This is a genomic window from Bartonella sp. B1099 (genome assembly GCF_944801835.1).
Classification (GTDB): domain Bacteria; phylum Pseudomonadota; class Alphaproteobacteria; order Rhizobiales; family Rhizobiaceae; genus Bartonella.
On sequence record NZ_CALYLN010000002.1, the window covers coordinates 477053 to 496036 of the forward strand.

Annotated in this window: 13 protein-coding genes and 1 pseudogene; 1 reads left to right on the forward strand and 13 read right to left on the reverse strand. The window is 38.7% G+C overall.

The features are described from left to right. The 8 genes from lpxK to NNJ73_RS08560 all read right to left on the reverse strand — a co-directional run bounded on the left by lpxK (window position 1) and on the right by NNJ73_RS08560 (window position 10024). On the reverse strand, window positions 1–1050 hold the full coding sequence (gene lpxK, locus NNJ73_RS08525; RefSeq protein WP_254493669.1) for a tetraacyldisaccharide 4'-kinase: 1050 nt from the start codon (window positions 1048–1050) through the stop codon (window positions 1–3). Continuing rightward, a complete protein-coding gene (gene waaA, locus NNJ73_RS08530) occupies window positions 1040–2362 on the reverse strand; it encodes a lipid IV(A) 3-deoxy-D-manno-octulosonic acid transferase (protein WP_254493670.1) in 1323 nt (440 codons plus the stop codon). The genes lpxK and waaA overlap by 11 nt, the downstream gene beginning before the upstream one ends. 1256 nt (window positions 2363–3618) lie before the next feature. Continuing rightward, window positions 3619–3864: a DUF4170 domain-containing protein gene (locus NNJ73_RS08535; protein WP_254473323.1), complete on the reverse strand. Its 246-nt coding sequence runs from the start codon at window positions 3862–3864 to the stop codon at window positions 3619–3621. Window positions 3865–3910: 46 nt separating this feature from the next. Then, the gene (locus tag NNJ73_RS08540; protein WP_254493671.1) at window positions 3911–4714 is read right to left on the reverse strand and encodes a 3'(2'),5'-bisphosphate nucleotidase CysQ; all 804 of its coding nucleotides are present in this window, start codon (window positions 4712–4714) and stop codon (window positions 3911–3913) included. Then, window positions 4701–6032, reverse strand: a complete 1332-nt coding sequence (locus tag NNJ73_RS08545; protein ID WP_254493672.1) for a TldD/PmbA family protein — start codon at window positions 6030–6032, stop codon at window positions 4701–4703. The genes NNJ73_RS08540 and NNJ73_RS08545 overlap by 14 nt, the downstream gene beginning before the upstream one ends. Before the next feature lie 807 nt (window positions 6033–6839). Further along, window positions 6840–7286 (reverse strand): hypothetical protein, encoded by a 447-nt coding sequence (locus tag NNJ73_RS08550; protein WP_254493673.1) that lies wholly within the window; start codon window positions 7284–7286, stop codon window positions 6840–6842. Between the two features lie 790 nt (window positions 7287–8076). Next, a complete protein-coding gene (rsmD, locus tag NNJ73_RS08555; RefSeq protein ID WP_254493674.1) occupies window positions 8077–8643 on the reverse strand; it encodes a 16S rRNA (guanine(966)-N(2))-methyltransferase RsmD in 567 nt (188 codons plus the stop codon). Further along, window positions 8624–10024 carry a pseudouridine synthase gene (locus NNJ73_RS08560; protein ID WP_254493675.1) on the reverse strand — a complete coding sequence of 467 codons (1401 nt, stop codon included), beginning with the start codon at window positions 10022–10024 and terminating at the stop codon, window positions 8624–8626. Before NNJ73_RS08560 ends, rsmD begins: the two co-directional genes overlap by 20 nt. A 267-nt stretch (window positions 10025–10291) precedes the next feature. Between NNJ73_RS08560 and NNJ73_RS08565 the strand changes: the two genes are divergently transcribed. Next, on the forward strand, window positions 10292–10738 hold the full coding sequence (locus NNJ73_RS08565; protein ID WP_254493676.1) for a nucleoside deaminase: 447 nt from the start codon (window positions 10292–10294) through the stop codon (window positions 10736–10738). A gap of 591 nt (window positions 10739–11329) precedes the next feature. Here NNJ73_RS08565 and NNJ73_RS08570 read toward each other — a convergent pair. The 5 genes and pseudogenes from NNJ73_RS08570 to NNJ73_RS10155 all read right to left on the reverse strand — a co-directional run bounded on the left by NNJ73_RS08570 (window position 11330) and on the right by NNJ73_RS10155 (window position 18321). Next, window positions 11330–11818: a hypothetical protein gene (locus NNJ73_RS08570; protein ID WP_254493677.1), complete on the reverse strand. Its 489-nt coding sequence runs from the start codon at window positions 11816–11818 to the stop codon at window positions 11330–11332. Between the two features lie 178 nt (window positions 11819–11996). After that, window positions 11997–14912 (reverse strand): isoleucine--tRNA ligase, encoded by a 2916-nt coding sequence (gene ileS / locus NNJ73_RS08575; RefSeq protein ID WP_254493678.1) that lies wholly within the window; start codon window positions 14910–14912, stop codon window positions 11997–11999. A 248-nt stretch (window positions 14913–15160) separates the two neighbouring features. Further along, complete coding sequence (locus tag NNJ73_RS08580) at window positions 15161–16885, reverse strand: outer membrane protein (RefSeq protein ID WP_254493679.1); 1725 nt, start codon at window positions 16883–16885, stop codon at window positions 15161–15163. Window positions 16886–17703: 818 nt separating this feature from the next. Further along, window positions 17704–18219, reverse strand: a pseudogene (locus NNJ73_RS08585) (ShlB/FhaC/HecB family hemolysin secretion/activation protein); the annotation flags it as partial. 6 nt (window positions 18220–18225) lie between these two features. Next, complete coding sequence (locus tag NNJ73_RS10155; protein ID WP_371923269.1) at window positions 18226–18321, reverse strand: POTRA domain-containing protein; 96 nt, start codon at window positions 18319–18321, stop codon at window positions 18226–18228. Between the last annotated feature and the right edge of the window lie 663 nt (window positions 18322–18984).

Here is an 18984-nt window from a genome sequence, read left to right on the forward strand (position 1 = left end):
CTACAAATTTAACCTTTTCCCTTTCTGACAAGAAAATTCACAGGAACGTTTTCTAAAGCGGGTTATGACCTCTTCAAGGAGCATATGACAGAAATCTTTTTGAAGAAAATTGACTTCTACATCAAAAACAATAAGATTTTTCAAATCTTTTTGCGTATGAATTGTCTGTATACGGATATAATCTTTAGCCGTTGTCGCTAGCCATAAATTGTGCATTTGAGCTTTTTGTATAAGATCTGTTAAATTTTTATCGGTGAAAAAATAGTGATCTGGATAGGTATAAGTTTGCACCACATGACCAGACAATTCTTTAATGGATCGAAAAAATTTATCTGGATTGCCAATCCCTGCAAATGCCAAAAACAATTTTCCCGAAACCTCATCAGAAGCACTTGCCTTAAGATGAGCACGATGTAAAGGCTTTCCAGTACCCGCAACAAGAAAAGCAACATTATCACGTGCATCTGAGTGACCAATCAATAAAACACTATCCATAAAAGAAAATTGCGTTTTTAATGGTACACGTAAAGGTCCTGCTGGAAAAACAGCTCCATTCCCAAAACCACGCATCGCATCCACAACAAGTAACGCATAATCCATATAAAGGCGGCGGCTTTGAAAACCATCATCCATTAAAATAAGATTACATCCTTCTTTTTTCAACCGTTGTGCTGCTGCATAACGATTAGCCGATACAGCAACAAAAGCATGCCGTGCCAATAAAAGAGCCTCATCTCCAACATCGCGTGCAGTATCATATTTCTCATTTACAAGATGCACTCCTTTAACATCTCCACCATAACCACGTGATACAACACCAGGAACAAAACCAAGTTCTTTAGCCACTTTGGCAAAAGCAATGACAACTGGCGTTTTACCCGTACCACCGCATGTAAAATTTCCAATACATAAAACCGGAAGATCAATCACGGGAGGCTGTCTTGCCATAAAACGATGTGCAAAATAACCATATCCCCATGAAACTGGAGCTAATAAAAAACGCAAAAGGCTTCTATTTTTCCACCAAAAACGGGGAGCATTAATACGCATATCCACCCTGACGCTGACGTAAACCTGTTTGTATGACAAGAGGTTGTAAAAATGGATCTAAAATCTTTAATGTGCGCTCAAGTGCACCTGCCATACCCATTGCGACCTCATGAGCCTTATCAACCATTTCTTGTCGCAATGTTTCATTTGTTAAAAGCTTATACACCTGAATCGCAAGCTGTTTTGTATCTTGAACCATGTATGCTGCATCACGCGTTAAAAATTGTTCGAACATCTCTTGAAAATTTGAAACATGAGGTCCCGTTAAAATAGCAGAATCCAGCAAAGCCAATTCCAATGGATTATGACCACCCTTTCCACATAACGACTTACCAACGAAAGAAACTTTCGATAAACGAAGAAAAAGTCCCATTTCTCCAATCGTATCTCCCCATAAAATGTCGGTATTCATATCTGGAATAGCATTTCTGCTTCTCCGCATAAAACGTAAACTCTGATTGTCACATTTTTTGATAAGATCTTCTACACGTTCAGGATGACGAGGTACAATAATTGTCAATAAATCTGGTAAATAATTTTTAACAATCTTATGAACCTCAAAAGCGATCTCTTCTTCCCCTTCATGCGTTGAAATCGCGGCCCAAACTGGACGGTTGCCGATAGCATGACGATAACGTGCAAGCAATGCTTGATCTTCAACCAAAAAAACATCAGCCTTGAGATTACCAGAAAACGTAACAGATTTTACGCCAAGTGTATGGTAATAAACGACATCTCTTTCGTTCTGACTAATCGCCAAATCAATATCCTCAAAAATATGTTTGGCAAGAACGCGCCGTTTTTGCCACGCTTTAAAAGAACGTTCAGACATATGGGCATTAACCAGAATCTGCGGAATACGCATTTTGGCAAGCTCTTTAATACGCAGAGGCCAAATTTCCGATTCACAAACCAAAACGAGATCAGGCTTCCAATGATGAATAAATCGCCGCACGACAAAATCTAGGTCCAAAGGCGCATATTGATGAATCAACCGATTCCCAAAATGTTTTCTCACAAGAGAGGAAGATGTCACCGTCCCCGTTGTCAATAAAACATTTATTTCTAATGATAAAATATGATTAATAAGTGGAACAAGCGCAAGTGTTTCTCCCACACTTGCTGCATGCAACCAAACTAATGAACCTTGAGGACGTAGAAGGGAGCTTTTACCTAAACGCTCTTTTTTGCGACACCACTCTTCTTTTCCACGGATAGCACGAAAAAACAAATAAAAAGGGATAACAGGATATAAGCAAAAGCCAATCATCCGATAGGTTAAAAGAGCCGCATGTGCCTTTAATTCTACCATTTAACATCACCTCAGCCAGCTGTTTTGAGATATCTATAGGCTTATTTTGTTAAAAAATTCATCAACACTCTTTGGTTTACATCCTTAAGACTATCCATATCTTGGATACAAAACATTTCTCCTGTGAGAAAATTGAAGAAGCTAAAGGAAAAAAAATGTAATTTTATCCCCATCTTTTTTAATTTTCCTATAAGAATAGCATATACACAAAATACAATAGAATAAATAAACCATTGACTATACAACGTCTCTTTTCTAACTTTCTTTACTCTTCCATATGCAATAGGCACATTTATAGCCATATTTTTTCTCAGATTTAAAGGCATTTCAAACGTTAATAATACTCACAAATTTTTATATGAACGTAATATGCTGTACATTATTCTATTCCAATCACAATCATGTTACACTTACACTGTTTTATAAATTCCATATTTGTCTTTGCACAATCAAGAAAAAAAATAGAGCAAAAACTTTCTCAATTTGAGAACAAAACAGCTCCAAGGCAATACTACTTGTGTAAAAAAAGTAATAACAAATGAATGATATGCGCCTTTGTGTCTTTGCAATTTTCATCTAAATCTATCTTATAAATAAAGAGATATACCTCATTTCTTTCACAATAAAAACTTGCGCAAACCACCTTGTCATCTGTAAATGCTATATTTTACCAAAGGTACTTTAAAATGTATCGCCTCTTTTTTGAACTCTTTTATTCACTCTGACGGCAAATCCAGAAACTTAACCACACTCTATTCGTATAATCAGGTAATATATTGATGTATAATGATTCACCAATGCGTAACTTATCTTTAAATATCGTAAAATTCTTCTATTTAAAGCCACCTTATGTTGCAGCAATTAAAACTTTTTGCTTACGCACGACAGGTGGAGAGGGGCGTAGATAAAAACATACTGAAAAAGGCATACTAATACCTCTTATGCCCTCTCTCAAGTGCTAAAATTTATTCTCATCGTTTGAGCTCGCAAAGTGTACAATGATGTAAGAGAAGAATTTTTATTAATATTTTTAAGCATAAAAGATGGTGATATAATAACGGATTTTATTCCTTGCGCAAACACCATTATGAAATGGATTTGACACCTTGAGAAAGGTTCCCTTAGGAAATTATATGAGTTTACAACAATAATAGCATTTTATTCCACGGCGTTCTGTTTTTCTTAAAGGGCATGCCTATGAGAGAGCACGATAAACGAGCGTAAGATAGCGGATATAATGACCAAATATTCAAGCTTTACTCTGCATCGTCTGTTTCAGTATCAAGACACTGATGCAAATCCACGATGTAATAACGTTGTAATGCATTATCGACACTGCTTTGTGCTTTTGCCTGCCATGCTTCTTTAGCGGATTGGTAATTTGAGAAAATACCAACCACATCTAAATCATCAGGATTCTTAAATTGATTACTTTTAAGATTTTTTAATTCACCACCAAATACAAGGTGTAAATATTGTTTTTTTTCGTTGGCTTCAGTCATATGTGCCTCCATATCATTCAGATAATTTTAGCGCGCTTTTATGTGATTAAACTAACTTTGCTTGACGAACAACATCTATCATATCTTGACAGCAATTATTTTTACCAGCAATTAAAAGTCCATATTGATAAGGTTCAATTCCATAAGATAGTAAAGGAGCATCAAGCGATAAAAAGCATCCCCCACACTCCTGCAAAATAAGATCAGCCGCGGCAATATCCCATTCATGACAATTCGGACGAACTAACACGATATCGATCTCGTCTTGAGCAACAAGAACAATACGATAAGCAAGAGAGGGAAGATAATGGTAAAGACTGACTCGATTAAGAAAATCATTTGGTAATTTTTGTGCGAGCGATTTATCAAGCGAAATTTTATATTTTCGATGCACCTGAAAGGCTAAACGAGGAAGTTTTATCCCATTTAATGTCGCCCCTCCACCCGTGACAGCTGCATAAACATCTCCTTGAGCCGGACATTGTAGAACACCCACAATAGGACGCCCATTCTCAATAATGGCAACTGAAATACACCAATAAGGATTGCCAGAAAGAAAACCTCGTGTTCCATCAATAGGATCAACCACAAAGGAGCGTTCATAACTTTGTTGTTTTCTATTATCTTTTGTTTCTTCTGAAATCCATCCATAATTTGGACGTGCTCCAAGAAGTTTCTCTTTCAAAAAATGATCAACAGCAAAGTCTGCCTCACTGACCGGTGAATTACCCTCTTTCATCCAAACATCCAACGTGCATCCAAAATACCGCATTGCTAAATCTCCTGCCTCTCGACAAACCTCACGCAAAAGATTTAAATCAGAAGAATGATGCGTGTTATTTTCCTGCAAGTGTCATCCCTTCAATTAACAATGTTGGAGCCGCTGTACTATAACGCCGATCAATATCATTGGCTGGTGTTAAATGTGCTAACATATGAAGCAAATCAGAACCCAGCGTTACTTCACTCACTGGATAAGCAATTTCACCATTTTCAATCCAAAAACCAGAAGCACCCCGACTATACTGACCGGTAACAAAATCAATGCCATGGCCGAATAATTCTGTCACATAAAATCCATTTCCTAAATCTTTTATCATATCGCAAGGTGATACTAAACCCGGTTCAATAGCAAAATTTGTACTTGTCGGCTGCACCAATGACCCCGAACGCATACCGTGTCCATTTGTTTGAAGTCCCAATTCACGTGCTGTGGATGATGAAAGAAGCCAGTTTTTTAAAATACCATTTTCAATAATATTGAGTGTTTGCCCCTCTATCCCTTCTCCATCAAAAGGATGAGAAGCATTTCCCCGTAATCGCAAAGGCTGATCGGTCACATTAATGCCTTGTTTCATTACCGTTTTGCCTAAGAAATTTTGTAAAAGACTTGTTTTGCGTGCTACAGATGCTCCATTGACCATAGAGGCGATATGCCCTGCAATTCCACGCGCTGTACGCGGACTAAAAATAACATCAACGCCTCCTGTTGCTGCACGAACGGCTCCCACACGGCGAACAGCACCAAACCCTGCATTCTTTCCCACAGTTTCTGTATCCTCTAAATCAGAAAAATGTAAGGCTGTTGTGTAATCATAATCCCGCTCCATCTGTGTCCCTTCCCCCGCAAGAGCACTGCAAGAACGTGAAAAGCAACTGGAGCGATAGGCACCACAAAAACCATCGCTGGTCACAAGAATAAACCCACTACGGCCATAAGCTGTTGCAGCGCCGCCAGAATTGCTTACGCCTTTAACATCAAGAGCTGCAGCTTCTGTTTTTAAAGCATCCTCTGTTAAAAAATGACTGCTGGGTACAAAATCATCAAAAAGATCGAGATCTTTAGGATTCTTAACCAAACACTCTTTATCTGCCAAACCCTCAAATAAACTATCGGGAGAAGCTTTAGCCATTGCAACAGCACGTTCTGCAAGCTCTTGCGGATAAGACGCTAAATTAGCAGAAACACTTGCTACTTTTTTTCCAACAAAAACCCTTAGAGTAAAATCATTGCTCTCCGCTGCTTCTGTCGATTCGACTTTCCCAAAACGGACAGATACACTGGTAGAATGCGCATGAACAATAACAGCATCAGCAGCATCCGCCCCAGAACGCCTTGCCGCTTCAATCAACGACGCCGCTTTCTCAATCTGGTTCTTGTCAGTCATTCATAGACTCCCTAAAATATTTTATTATTTACCTTGATACGCACTCTGACAAATTTATACCAATCAGAATATAACTCTTGTGTGTTCATTCATAAAATTACGCACGTCTTATGCATTCTTTTTCTTTTAATGCATTAAATCACTTCCCTGTTAGCTTCTTTATGAAAAGTGGTAATATGTCGTAAAATCTCTTTAGTTTCAAGATTTCTCATGGTCCCTTATCATTTTAAAAGCGAAATCTGCAACTCACAATCAGATCAACAGAAAACCTCGTAAATCAATAGAAGACTTAGCAATAACACTCAGATTTAAGCCAAAATCTTCAAAAATTCAAAAAGCATAAAACAACCTAAAACACACGCCTTTTGTTCTCTGAAGTGTCAAATAACCTCCCTCATCCCTATAGCGTTCTTTAATGTCTGCACAAGAATCAAGAAAATGATTTATCTTTTTGGATATTGCTTTAACTTCTATAAGCTCTCTCGTAATGAAATGACAATCTTGTAACCATAAATAGTGTAAAATACCATGACAATACTGGCTAAAACTTCACAAGAGCAGAAAAGAGTTTCTACAATTTTCTTATTTTCAATGAAAAAATCATCTTATAAGTTTTTATATAAAAAATAAAATTTTATGACTTTTATAAGATCTTTAGGGAAAAATTAATCCCGTAAGATGATTTGACACGCTCTCAATGGCTAATTAAAAAGCTTATTGATTTGTAATATACTCATAACTGATTTCATCCTAACAAGGCTATAATTTCTGTATCTTTTTTAAGATCAACTTCTTTATGAAGACACATCAGATAGCTTTATTTTCAGTAAGAGCGCGTCTGCTCATTTCAATCATTGCACCGCGAAGATGTAACTTAATTTTTGATCCAATAATCATTCCAAAGAAAGGAGAAAGTAAACCAGACATCGTTACAGTATGACGAATTTTGTTATTTGAAGAACCAGATTTGCTTGAACAAATATATTCATGATCAAAACTCATGCGTGTAAGAGGAAGTTTTGCATAATCAGAAAAACAAACATTTTTTATAACTTTATCAAGTGTAAAAGTTACTATTGGTCCTTTTTTAGGTTTCATGCGTCCTACAGCGCCTTCTTTAAAAGCACCAGAAAGTTCTACCCATTCAAGTTCATGATCCCAGCAAGGCCATGTTGCTACGTCCTCCCACATAGACCAAATCTGCTCTGCACTTGCTTGTGTACTAATTTCTTCACTATGCGTCCATTTAAACATAATAATCTCCCCCTTTTTTACAAAATCAGGTATCTTCAGTGACAAAGAGTAATATATCAATTACTCTTAAAATTGTATAACGATAAGATATTTAATCTTCTCAAGTGTCTTTAATAGGTAATGATTAAGTCAACAAGCGATATTAATAAAATAAACACACAAATGTTCAGTATAGATAAACATTATTGTCTCCCTTAAATAAAAATATCTGTTTTTTTAAGTCCATACAATAACAAAAAGAGAATTTACGCACCATTTAAGATATCAATGTCAACGACATGGCTTAAAACTTTCCACTGTTGATAAAACATTGACGATGAAGGTGTAACCGAAAAAGGAGAAAAAAGATGTCACAATTGTTGTCGTGAAATATATCTCCTATTGAAGAAGGAATATTGATCGGTAGTAAAGTTCATAATACACGAAAGCTTTGATAATGCGTTTCGCTTTTAATGTCGCTGAAATTAATAAATCAGCCCATAACTTACAAAAATGAGCAGCAACACATACTGCCAACTCAGGTACAATACTATTTACACCTCAAAGCACTTTTTGTCTCGACAGAAAATTAGAGGACATCTCTTATTATAAAAGGCTCGCCCTTAGAGCTATAAAAAAGCTCCAAAAAATAGAGGGATTAAGATAAAAAGCATAATGAAGTTAAAACGCATCAATTTCTTTAACATTAGAATCTTTTATTGATTTTCTGCTTCACCTTGAAAGAAACCATATAAAATAAAGGAAACTGTAAAGAAGTTTTTTTGTCCTGCCGGAATAAAAAAGAATTTTCTCAAGATGTAAGTAATCGTAATTTATAAAGACGTATTGCTGTCTCACCATAAAAACGTTCATCATCTAGATAAAAGACGTCAGGTAAATGAATGATTGTATCTTTCTTTTCTTCAAGTACGAAGAGTGTATCCGCTTTTGCCCACCCCCCTCGCAAAGCTTCTACAAAAGCCCGTTCACCTAAACAACGACTATAGGGAGGATCAGCAAAGATAACATCAAATGGAAGCATTGTTCCAATCTTGCCAAGTTTTGTTGCATCACGACGCAAAATCCGTCCGATCGACTGTAACTCAAAGGCTTCGATATTTTTTTGAAGCAAACCACGCCCCTCAACCGAATTTTCAACAAAAACAGCAACCTTTGCTCCACGTGAAAGGGCTTCAATGCCTAAAGCACCAGTACCAGCAAAAAGATCAAGGATGCGTTTATTGGTCCAAAACTGTTCTTCACGGCTAGAAAGAATATTAAAAAGGCTTTCTCGCGTACGATCACTCGTTGGACGAATCGACTGATCAACAGGCGAAAACAAAACACGCCCAGCAAATTTACCGCCGATAATCCGCACGTGGTCCTCCAAATCGCTTCGAAGTTTTTGCACCATCTCTATGTGGTTTAGATTTTTTCAGTGCACCACTAAACGATTTTACCTTGTCTTTTCTCTCAAAAGAACGTTCATCAGAACCACCTCTTATCATTTTCTCTTTATCCTTAGAAAAGTGATCTTTCTTACTAAATGCACGCCTCTCATCGTAAGATGTTTTGCCACGTTTTTGAACAAAACTTCCCCCTTTTTCTTTCTGAAAGTGATTGTCTTTTTGTTTTTCCTTGCCTTGATGAAAGGATTTTTTACCAGTCAAATCTCTCTTATGAGCCTGCGATTTCTCCTCATTATAGGAAAGCTTCCTCCTCGCACTCTGCGGACGTGCACCAGGAGCCATCCAAACATTCGCACGACGAGATCGCGGTAGAAAACGCTCTGCTTTTCCTTCCTCACTTTTCCCTTTATTCATATTCTCATGAGACTTTGCATCTAATCGTGCGCGACCATGCTCAACAGAACGATCTCTAGGGTGGCGCCGTATCGCTCTTTCACTTGAAAAGACCCAACCATCATTGGCAACGGAAACATCCTTCTGTCTTTGCTTTTCCGCAGCAACCGCAGAATTTGAAAAGGGTTTCAGAATAGGAGCATCAAAATCGGCATTGGCCTGCATAATCAAACGCTCTCCCAACTGATCTCGTAACATCCGACCTTTTAATTCTTGTACAGCTCCTTCTTCTAAATCAGAGAGATGAAATGGGCCATAAGAGACACGAATTAAACGATTAACGGATAATCCCAATGCCCCTAAAACATTCTTTATTTCACGATTTTTTCCTTCTCGCAAAGAAACAGAAAGCCATATATTAGCCCCTTGTTCCCGTTCAATTGAGGCTTCAATTGAACCATAGAAAATTCCATTAATCGCAATACCATTTTTAAGGTTATCCAGCGCGCTCTGCTTTACTTTTCCATGGGCTCGGACGCGATATTTGCGGACCCACCCCGTCACAGGAAGCTCTAATACGCGCGCTAAGCCACCATCATTGGTTAAGAGCAAAAGCCCCTCCGTGTTAATGTCAAGCCTTCCAACAGAAAGAACGCGCGGCATTCCTTTTGGTAAATGGCTAAATACTGTAGGTCTACCTTCCGGATCACGGTTCGTGGTGACAAGCCCTGCTGGTTTATGGTAGAGCCATAAACGTGTTCGTTCTATAGGAGGTAAAGGTTTGCCATCAACTTTAATAACATCAGAGCGGCTAACATTAAAAGCAGGTGTTGTCACAACTGTACCATTCACAGAAACACGACCTGCAACAATCATCATTTCCGCATCTCGACGCGAGGCAACGCCAGCACGCGCTAACCTTTTAGCAATCCGTTCACTCTCATTATTTTCATTCATTTGCGTTTCAAACCAATTTTTGCCAGTATGTTCAGAAAATTATTCACATGCACCATACCGCTTATCCTGAAAGACGAAGTAGCACAATCATTTATCATTTTCTATCCTTTAACTACAATAACGTATCCATTGACTTGCAAGTTTGTTTTAAACACTTAAAAAATAAAGGTATTCTTTTCATTATAAAAGCGTAATAAATTATTCATGCTATAACATTCTTTATCGAGAAATCTTTAAGTTCTCCACTGCCCTCATAGAAAGAACATTATGACTTTGACACCCATGGAAATAGCCCTTTTGGAAGCGCAGTGGGCTGCAAAAAAAGATGAAGTTCCCGTAGGCGCTGTCATTACACGTGGAAAAGCTATCATCGCACGTGCTGGGAACTTTATAAAATCTGCCTATGACCCTACGGGACACGCAGAAATGCGCGCAATCCGTATGGCTTGCGAAACATTACAAAGCGAAAGGCTTCCTGATTGCGATCTTTATGTCACACTTGAGCCTTGTGCCATGTGCACCGCTGCCATTTCATTTGCACGCATACGACGTCTGTATTATGCAACAAATGATCCTAAAGGAGGAGCTATAGAAAATGGCCCACGTTTTTATCAGCAACCAACCTGTCATCACAAACCTGAAATTTATTCTGGTTTTAAAGAAAAAGAAGCTGCTCAATTACTTAAAGATTTTTTTATCCAAAAGCGATGCTAAAAACAATTCTTTATCCATAACTTTCACTCTTTAGAAACTATCCTATTCCTTAAAAAAGACAATTAATCCTTCTAATATAGCGAAAACTCTTTTGAAGCATTTTCCCTCTAACACTCTATTTAGTACTGCAGATTGCTTCTATTGGATTGATTCATTCATTTATGAGAATAATTCATTGTTTTATCTATAAAAATCTCTTTCTTGCACACCACAAAGTGGATTACCATCTGAATAAAAACAATTTAGAAAAGACTAAAAATGTCTCTTATAAAGATATTCAAACGCAAAAGCTATTCAACATTAAAGGCCAGTAAATACAATGATGATACCAAGTGCTCCTTATAAGTATAAGGATGGTTGTGCACAATAGATTTTACGTTATATCCTCCAAACAAGCGACGCTGTGAAATGGGGCTGAAAACCTTGATAGATGTTTCTTGTAAGGAAAATACAGCACCACTCTCTTGATGCTATTGCCATATTGCTATTTCATGCTCCCCTGCTGCAAAGGGAAAGCTCTGCGCGGACGAGGACTTGGTCTTATAAGTAATAGGAAGAATATTTCACATGCTTTAATATTTTTCCTTTTCCCTAGCGACCAGGAGCGGTCTTTGCCGGTTGGCGATAACTTAATGGTGGTTCCGTGAGATAGCGACGATATTTTGGGCTTCCAGCTTGTGCTCTTTGACGTCGTAAATATTCTTGTCGTTGTTTTGCATTTAACTGTGAAGGATTTTCTGAACTAACGCCATTAACTGAAGATCCTTTATGAGGAAAAGAATGACTTTCTTGATGCTGTCTTGATGCTGCTCCTTTATTGATAGATCTATCCTGTTGTGGCACCGGCAAAAACCGACGTGCGCTAGGACTTGGTATCACAAGTTCTGGGCGAGGCTTTATAACAATCTGACTGCTGTTATTTACTGGTGTTAATGAAGCAATATTAGCAACATCCTCAAAAAACTGTATCGAAACCGGTTTATTTGTCCCATAGGTAGGAGCAGATAAATTACATCCTGTTAAAACACAGCATATACCTAAAATTCCTGCTGGAAATATTTTTACTTCACGTTTTCTCACTGCTTATTCCATTTCCTAAGTATATGGCTGATTCATATTCCCGCTATTTATGAGAGAACGGTCCATACACAAATTTCCCCCCCTGCAGATAAAACAACGGAATCTACTCCCTATCATAAAAAACGATATTCATCAATACGGGAAATCTGCTTTCACTTCTTTCTCTTGATCTAAAATTTTAAATCTTGCCAAGAATTTTTAATTCTCGCAAAGCAGCTGCATCACGAGCAGAGACATCCGGATAAGCTGGATCACTCCCAACATCTTGTGTATAACGCCATGACCTAGCACATTTTTTCCCCAACGCCTTCTGTGAGTATACACCAACACCTTCAACATCATTCAAAGTAAAAGCATCGGAAGGCATTGTATCCTGCACAATTGTGAGAGCACTGGTGATACAGATTTCTGCCATATCCACATTTTCTAATGCCTCTCGTAGAACTGGATTGGAAATAAAAACAATAGGAGCTGCTTCTAACGAGGAACCAATACGCTTATCAGCACGCTCAAGCTCTAAAGCTCCTGTCACAACTTTACGGACCTGTCGAATTTTTTTCCAACGCTCAGCTAAAGATTCGTTTTGCCATTCTTCTGGTACAGAGCGAAATTGTTCCAAATGTACCGATTGGGTTTCTGGATAACGCTCTAACCAAGCTTCCTCCATCGTAAAAGGCAACATTGGAGCAAGCCATGTCACCATTCGTTCAAAAATCTCACGAACAACCTGCAAAGAAGCTTTACGTTTTTGTGATGAAGGTGCATCGCAATAAAGAGAATCTTTGCGGATATCAAAATAAAATGCCGATAACTCAATGATTGAAAAATCTAATAATGCACGCATAATCTTTTTAAAATCAAATTCATCGTAAGCGTGATTAATCAATTGATCAAGTTCAAAAAGCCGATGTAATATAAATTTTTCAAGATCTGGCAGTGCGCTATAAGATATTTCTTCTCCTTCATCGTAGGCTAAAGTTCCAAGCATCCAACGAATTGCATTGCGTAGTTTACGATATGAATCCACATTGGTTTGAAGAATCTTCTTACCTAAACGCTGATCTTCCCAATAATCAGTTGTCATGACCCAGAGACGAAAAATATCAGCTCCAGATGTTTTAATGATCTCTTGCGGAACAACCGTATTGCCTAAAGACTTAGACATTTTCTTACCATTCTCATCCAAAGTAAAACCGTGTGTGATCACTGTCTTATAGGGAGAACAAGCACGCGTACCACAGCTTTCCAATAGAGAAGATTGAAACCATCCACGATGTTGATCTGAACCTTCAAAATAAACATCTGCAGGCCATTTTAAATCAGCCCGATCTTCTAATACAAAGCTATGACTTGCTCCAGAATCAAACCAAACATCCAAAATATCATAAACCTGCACCCAAGGCTCATGCGCACGATCACCTAAAAAACGTTCACGTGCTCCTTCAGCAAACCATGCATCTGCTCCTTCTGCTTCAAAAGCCTGTAAAATACGCTCGTTGACACCTTCATCTTTTAAAACAACACCATCCTCATTGGCAAAAATACAAATAGGAACCCCCCAAGAACGTTGACGAGAAAGAACCCAATCAGGACGATCTTCTATCATAGAAGCAAGGCGGTTTTGTCCAGAAGATGGCACAAAACGCGTTTTTGAAATAGCTTCCAAAGCCCGACTGCGTAAAGTTGAACCATCCCCAAGATCTTTATCCATTGAAATAAACCATTGTGGTGTATTGCGAAAAATAACTGGTTTTTTCGAACGCCAACTATGGGGATAGGAATGCTTTAAACGCCCCCGTGCAAACAAGCGATCTGCTTTAATTAAAGCGTTAATGACCTCTTTATTGGCATCACCCATTTTTCCATTATCATCAATAACACGTGCCGGTCCCCCTTCACGATCCAGCCCCAAACCCGGAACATCTTTCGTATAGAAACCCGCATCATCAACAGGAAACGGTATCGATGTATCAATCCCCGCTTGCTCTAATAAAAATTTATAATTATTCCAAATTTCAAAGTCCTCACGCCCATGGCTTGGTGCTGTATGGACAAAACCTGTCCCCGCACTCTCTGTCACATGGGCCCCCTCAAGCAATGGAATTTTATAATTATACGCTCCAGCCAAACCTTTCAATGGATGAGAAAGAATAAGAACTTTCAATTCATCAGCAGAAACAGTACGTAAACGTTTCAAAACAAGTTTGGCTTTTTCTGCGCAACCCATAGCGAGAGCATCTGCAAAGAGAAGTTTTTCTCCGACTTGAGGACCAAAATCATTTTCAGCACTTTCAACTTCGTAAAGACCATAAGAAATCTGCGAGGAATAACTCACTGCGCGATTGCCTGGAATTGTCCATGGCGTTGTTGTCCAAATGACGACATAAGCACCATATAAATCATCAGAATTTGCTTCAAAAATAGGAAACTTAACCCAAATCACCTCTGATTCATGATCATGATATTCAATCTCTGCCTCTGCCAAAGCTGTACGCTCCACCACAGACCACATCACCGGCTTAGAACCACGATAAATCTGATCTGACATCGCAAATTTTATCAATTCACTCGCAATGCGTGCTTCTGCTTCAAAAGCCATTGTGGTATAAGGCACCTTAAAATCTCCCACAACACCGAGGCGTTTAAATTCTTCACTTTGAACGGTTACCCAATGTTGTGCAAATTCACGACACTCGTGACGAAATTCATTAAGAGGAACTTCATCTTTATTTTTTCCTTGTGCGCGATATTTTTCTTCGATTTTCCATTCAATTGGAAGCCCATGGCAATCCCAACCAGGAACATAATTTGCATTAAACCCCCGCATTTGAAATGAACGAACCACCACATCCTTTAGAACTTTGTTTAAAGCATGCCCAATATGAATATGACCATTTGCATAAGGTGGACCATCATGAAGAATATAAAATGGACGATCTTTTGCTTGTTGGCGCAATTGCGCATAAAGCCCCATATTTTCCCAACGTGCCATTAACTCAAGCTCTTTTTGCGGAAGCCCTGCACGCATAGGAAAATTTGTCTGTGGGAGATAAAGAGTTTTTGAATAATCTATTGTTTCATTTTTCACAGTCATTGTGAAATATTCCTGTCCACTTTTACGATTTCATTTTTGCATAACTTCCCTGAACCCTGCAACTCTGGTTTTTATCTATAGGGAAAGCCGAGCTTATCATTCGTATTAAGCAGCGATCAAGAAAATATATCATCATACTTTATGGGCTTTATCATGAAATTTGCAAAAAAAGAAACCAAAAAATGAGCTTAAAAAAATAAAGGCCCCACTGATAGTGGAGCCTCTTAAAAATTTACTCGTAAAACAGATTAAAATTTATAAGCTACACCAACACGGAAATCATTGGTTTTGTAGTTAACTTCAAGCTTTTCCTTTGCAAATTTCTTTTTACCAAAATCGGAGTAACGATATTCTGCACGCACAATGACATTATCCAGCACCGAGAAATCAACGCCACCACCAAGAGTGTAACCAATCATGGTTTTAGTTTCATCGGTTAAGTTTTTAGAAGCAACAACGCTTCCATCTTCACCCTTAACGGATATTGATACAGTGTCTTGGAACTGCCCATAAGCAATACCACCCGCAAGATAAGGCATAAAGCGATCAGCAGCAAAACCGATACGTACCCGTGTAGCACCACCCCAATTTTGTTTGAAAGTATGATTTACAGTTTCAACTTCATCCTCTTGATCAAGACCAAGTTCAGAAGCCATCTTTTTCATTTGTTCTATACCATATACGCTGGTATTACCCTTATCCGCCGCTTGTTGACTCTGTGCTCCATTAGGACGGGAAGTATGTGGGTTAGCACCAGGGCCATACCCACTTGAGTGAGACGCACCATGCGGATTAGCATTATTTCCACTACCATGGGCACTATGATGAGCTCTGTTTTCCGCTCCACTTGTTCCATTGGAATTATTTGTCTCTGACCCATTGGATGTCCTTGATCTCGCCAGGGCAAGCTCTCTGCTCGGGACTGTTCTTTCTGTTAATGATGTTGGTTGTGCCGATGTAGATACTTTTACTGCTGACTGACTTGTTTTTGATTTTGTTGATGAGACAGGGGAGGCTGACGCTTTTTCAATCGTTGATGCAGGCATACCCCTTACGCCAGAGGAAGTTTGTTTAAATGGCGCTGGCGCTGCTGGCGCTGCTGGCGCTAGCGCTGCTGACGCTGACGCTGCTGACGTTGGCGCTGGCGCTGCTGGCGCTGCTGACGCTGACGCTGGCGCTGGCGCTGCTGGCGCTACTGGCGCTAGCGCTGCTGACGCTGACGCTGCTGACGTTGGCGCTGGCGCTGCTGGCGCTGCTGACGCTGACGCTGGCGCTGCTGGCGCTGGCGCTGCTGGCGCTGCTGACGCTGGCGCTGCTGGCGTTGGCGTTGGCGTTGACGCTGGCGCTGCTGGCGTTGGCGTTGACGTTGACGCTGTTGGCGTTGGCGTTGACGTTGACGCTGTTGGCGTTGGCGTTACTTCTTGCCCTGACTGGCTTTTTCCTGATCTTTGATTGTTTTGCACAGCTCGCTCTTGAGTGGATGAACGCTTTTCTCGTTTAGGGAATGTTAAAGCAGTTTCTTTCTGTTGGACTGGTCTCAATATTGTTGATCTGCGAGATCTTCCCACTGCACTTTCTACTGTAACGTTATCAGCCGTACCTATCGTAATTGTCTTTGTGTGCTTTTTTCCAGACACCATTAAATCCGTATCAATACTAAAAATAAAGCTGTCACCGAGATCAATATTAGAACCTGCATAAAAACCACCAGCAAAACCTGAAAGTTTAGGAGAAAACTCTTTATCCAGTGGATAACTTTTTTCTTGACCTACAATAGCCATATCAGCCTTGCTCGAAAAGCCACCAGCTTGGACACCTAAATAAAGCCCCGTCCATGAAAAAGCGGGGGCAACAATAGTAGAAGAAGGAGTCGATGGCGTTGTCTGATGAGGAATCAGTACATCAGCAGCTAGCGCTGTGGACGCTGAAATTAAAGAAAAAATAGACGCTGTTATTAAACGTTTTGTATTCATAAAATATCTCCAAATATCCAAAATGGAATGTATATAGAGCATCTTTTTTGAAATATCTGTAGCAAAAATGACACACTCACAAAAAAATAAAGAAATTGTGAAAATAAGGCTTCTTAACTATTTAATTTTTCATCCAATGAAAATTTATCAACTAAACCATACTGAAATTATGTGTCTTAAAGTTGGATTCATTTTCATTCAATTTTCGCACAACTGTTAATGGTAATACTTTTTATAAATTTCTTTTACCTAAATCTCAATAACGGTATTCTGCACACAATAGGATATTGCTTATCATTGAGAAATCAGTGCCAGCGCAAATAATAAAACCCAATCATTGGCTTTTCTACCCAAGTACCATCAAAGTTTCATCTATTTACTAACATGGTCTATCTTTGATATTTTATTTGTATCTTAAATTACGAAAAACAAAAACGCAAAAAAACGTGTCTGACTTTTTATGCTTGAGGACGCTCCAGAAAATACTGGAATAACTGGCATCAAGAGAAACTATTCCCCCTGCAAGCTTGACACCTGCTGTCCAACCAGCAAACTTCTCATTCATGGCAATGCATTGATCTATAATGACAATTTACTGTTTTGTATGTTGAATGAGAATCCCCAATAACGTAAGATTCTCTCATTTCAAAGGTGTTTATCTTAAATCAATAAAACCATTTACTTGCACATCAAAAGCGGAGCTGGCGTATGGATAAAACTGTATAAGAAAAGACTAAAAATGGCTCTTATGAACCGTCTTAATGCAAAGGCTGGCAACATAGGGGCTGGCAAATATAACGATAGTGTCGGCTTATAAAACCATACAAAGGTTGTGCAAAAACCCGACCATAGTCCAAACTAACAAAGGGGCGAAGTTCTCCAAAAGTCTTTTTAAAAATTTCATTGTTGCACCACGGAAGGTTCTCAGCATCAAGTCATTACGGATAAAAACATTATTACCAAAAATCAAACTCTCTCATATCCCATGAACATTGGAAGCACCCCCAATGAAATCTGCTCTGCAGCCAATAAATTATGCGGTGAATATTGTCCACTTAAAAGATTGCTTAATACAAAATTCCACCCACTCACTTGAAAGGGCGTCATGACACTGATCGTACCGGTAAATTTGGCAAATTAAGACTCCGCATCCCTCGCTCCTGGATCAGGTTTTAACCGAATGAAAAAGGAGAAATCCTTGCCAATAAATGACATCAAAAATTTAGGTTTCCCCTAACATTTGACGAGAATATAAAATCGCAAAATTGATGCCACTATATTGACGGAGTCCCCCCCCCAATCTTATTGCCAAGAAGGTAATTATTGGTTCTTTTTATACCCTAGTCTGGGATATAAAAACGCGCTGTGACATAGCCTTTATCTAAATAGACTTTAGTTAACTGTTTGATTAAAAGCTGGATATTAGAAAGAGTTATACATCTTCCAACATAAGGATCTGTTACCCGCCGCTATAGAACGCTTTTTGATATGATAGTAAGCCCCATCAACAATAATATCATGAATTTGAAAGCCGTATTCACTCCCCCAAAGTGCTCCCTTTTCCTTTAGAAGGCGTTGTAATGCCTTGAAGCGTCAAGGAGTCGCGAATAACGAACATTTCTAATCTTATAAAAAGCAAAAATTAGAAAAAATATCAAAAAAGCCCATAAATTAATTGACAATAAAAAAGCATAGTGACGGACTATATGCCGTGTTTTCTAGCACCCAGTCCCCTTATAGAAGGTTAATAGAAAATTTAAATAACGACAAGGATTGAGCTATAATAACTATATCAAAAAAAACACTACAATTTCTTCTAACATTGTAAATAAAAGTGTGTCTGTTAATAAACAAGAGTCTGCAAAAAATACGTTACTATTCTGAAATATGTGGTCAAGTCTATGGTAATTCTGGGGTCTATGAGCAAAGTCTTCATCTCTCAATATGCAAAGATTTATGATAATGCTTATGTCTATGGGCAAAGTTAAAATTTCTAGAAGTCCCAAGATTTATGGATTAACCTATATTTACGGAAACATGAAAACCCCTCTTTCTCACAACAAAAACAATTCTTTGAGAACAAAAGCGTGATTTACGCC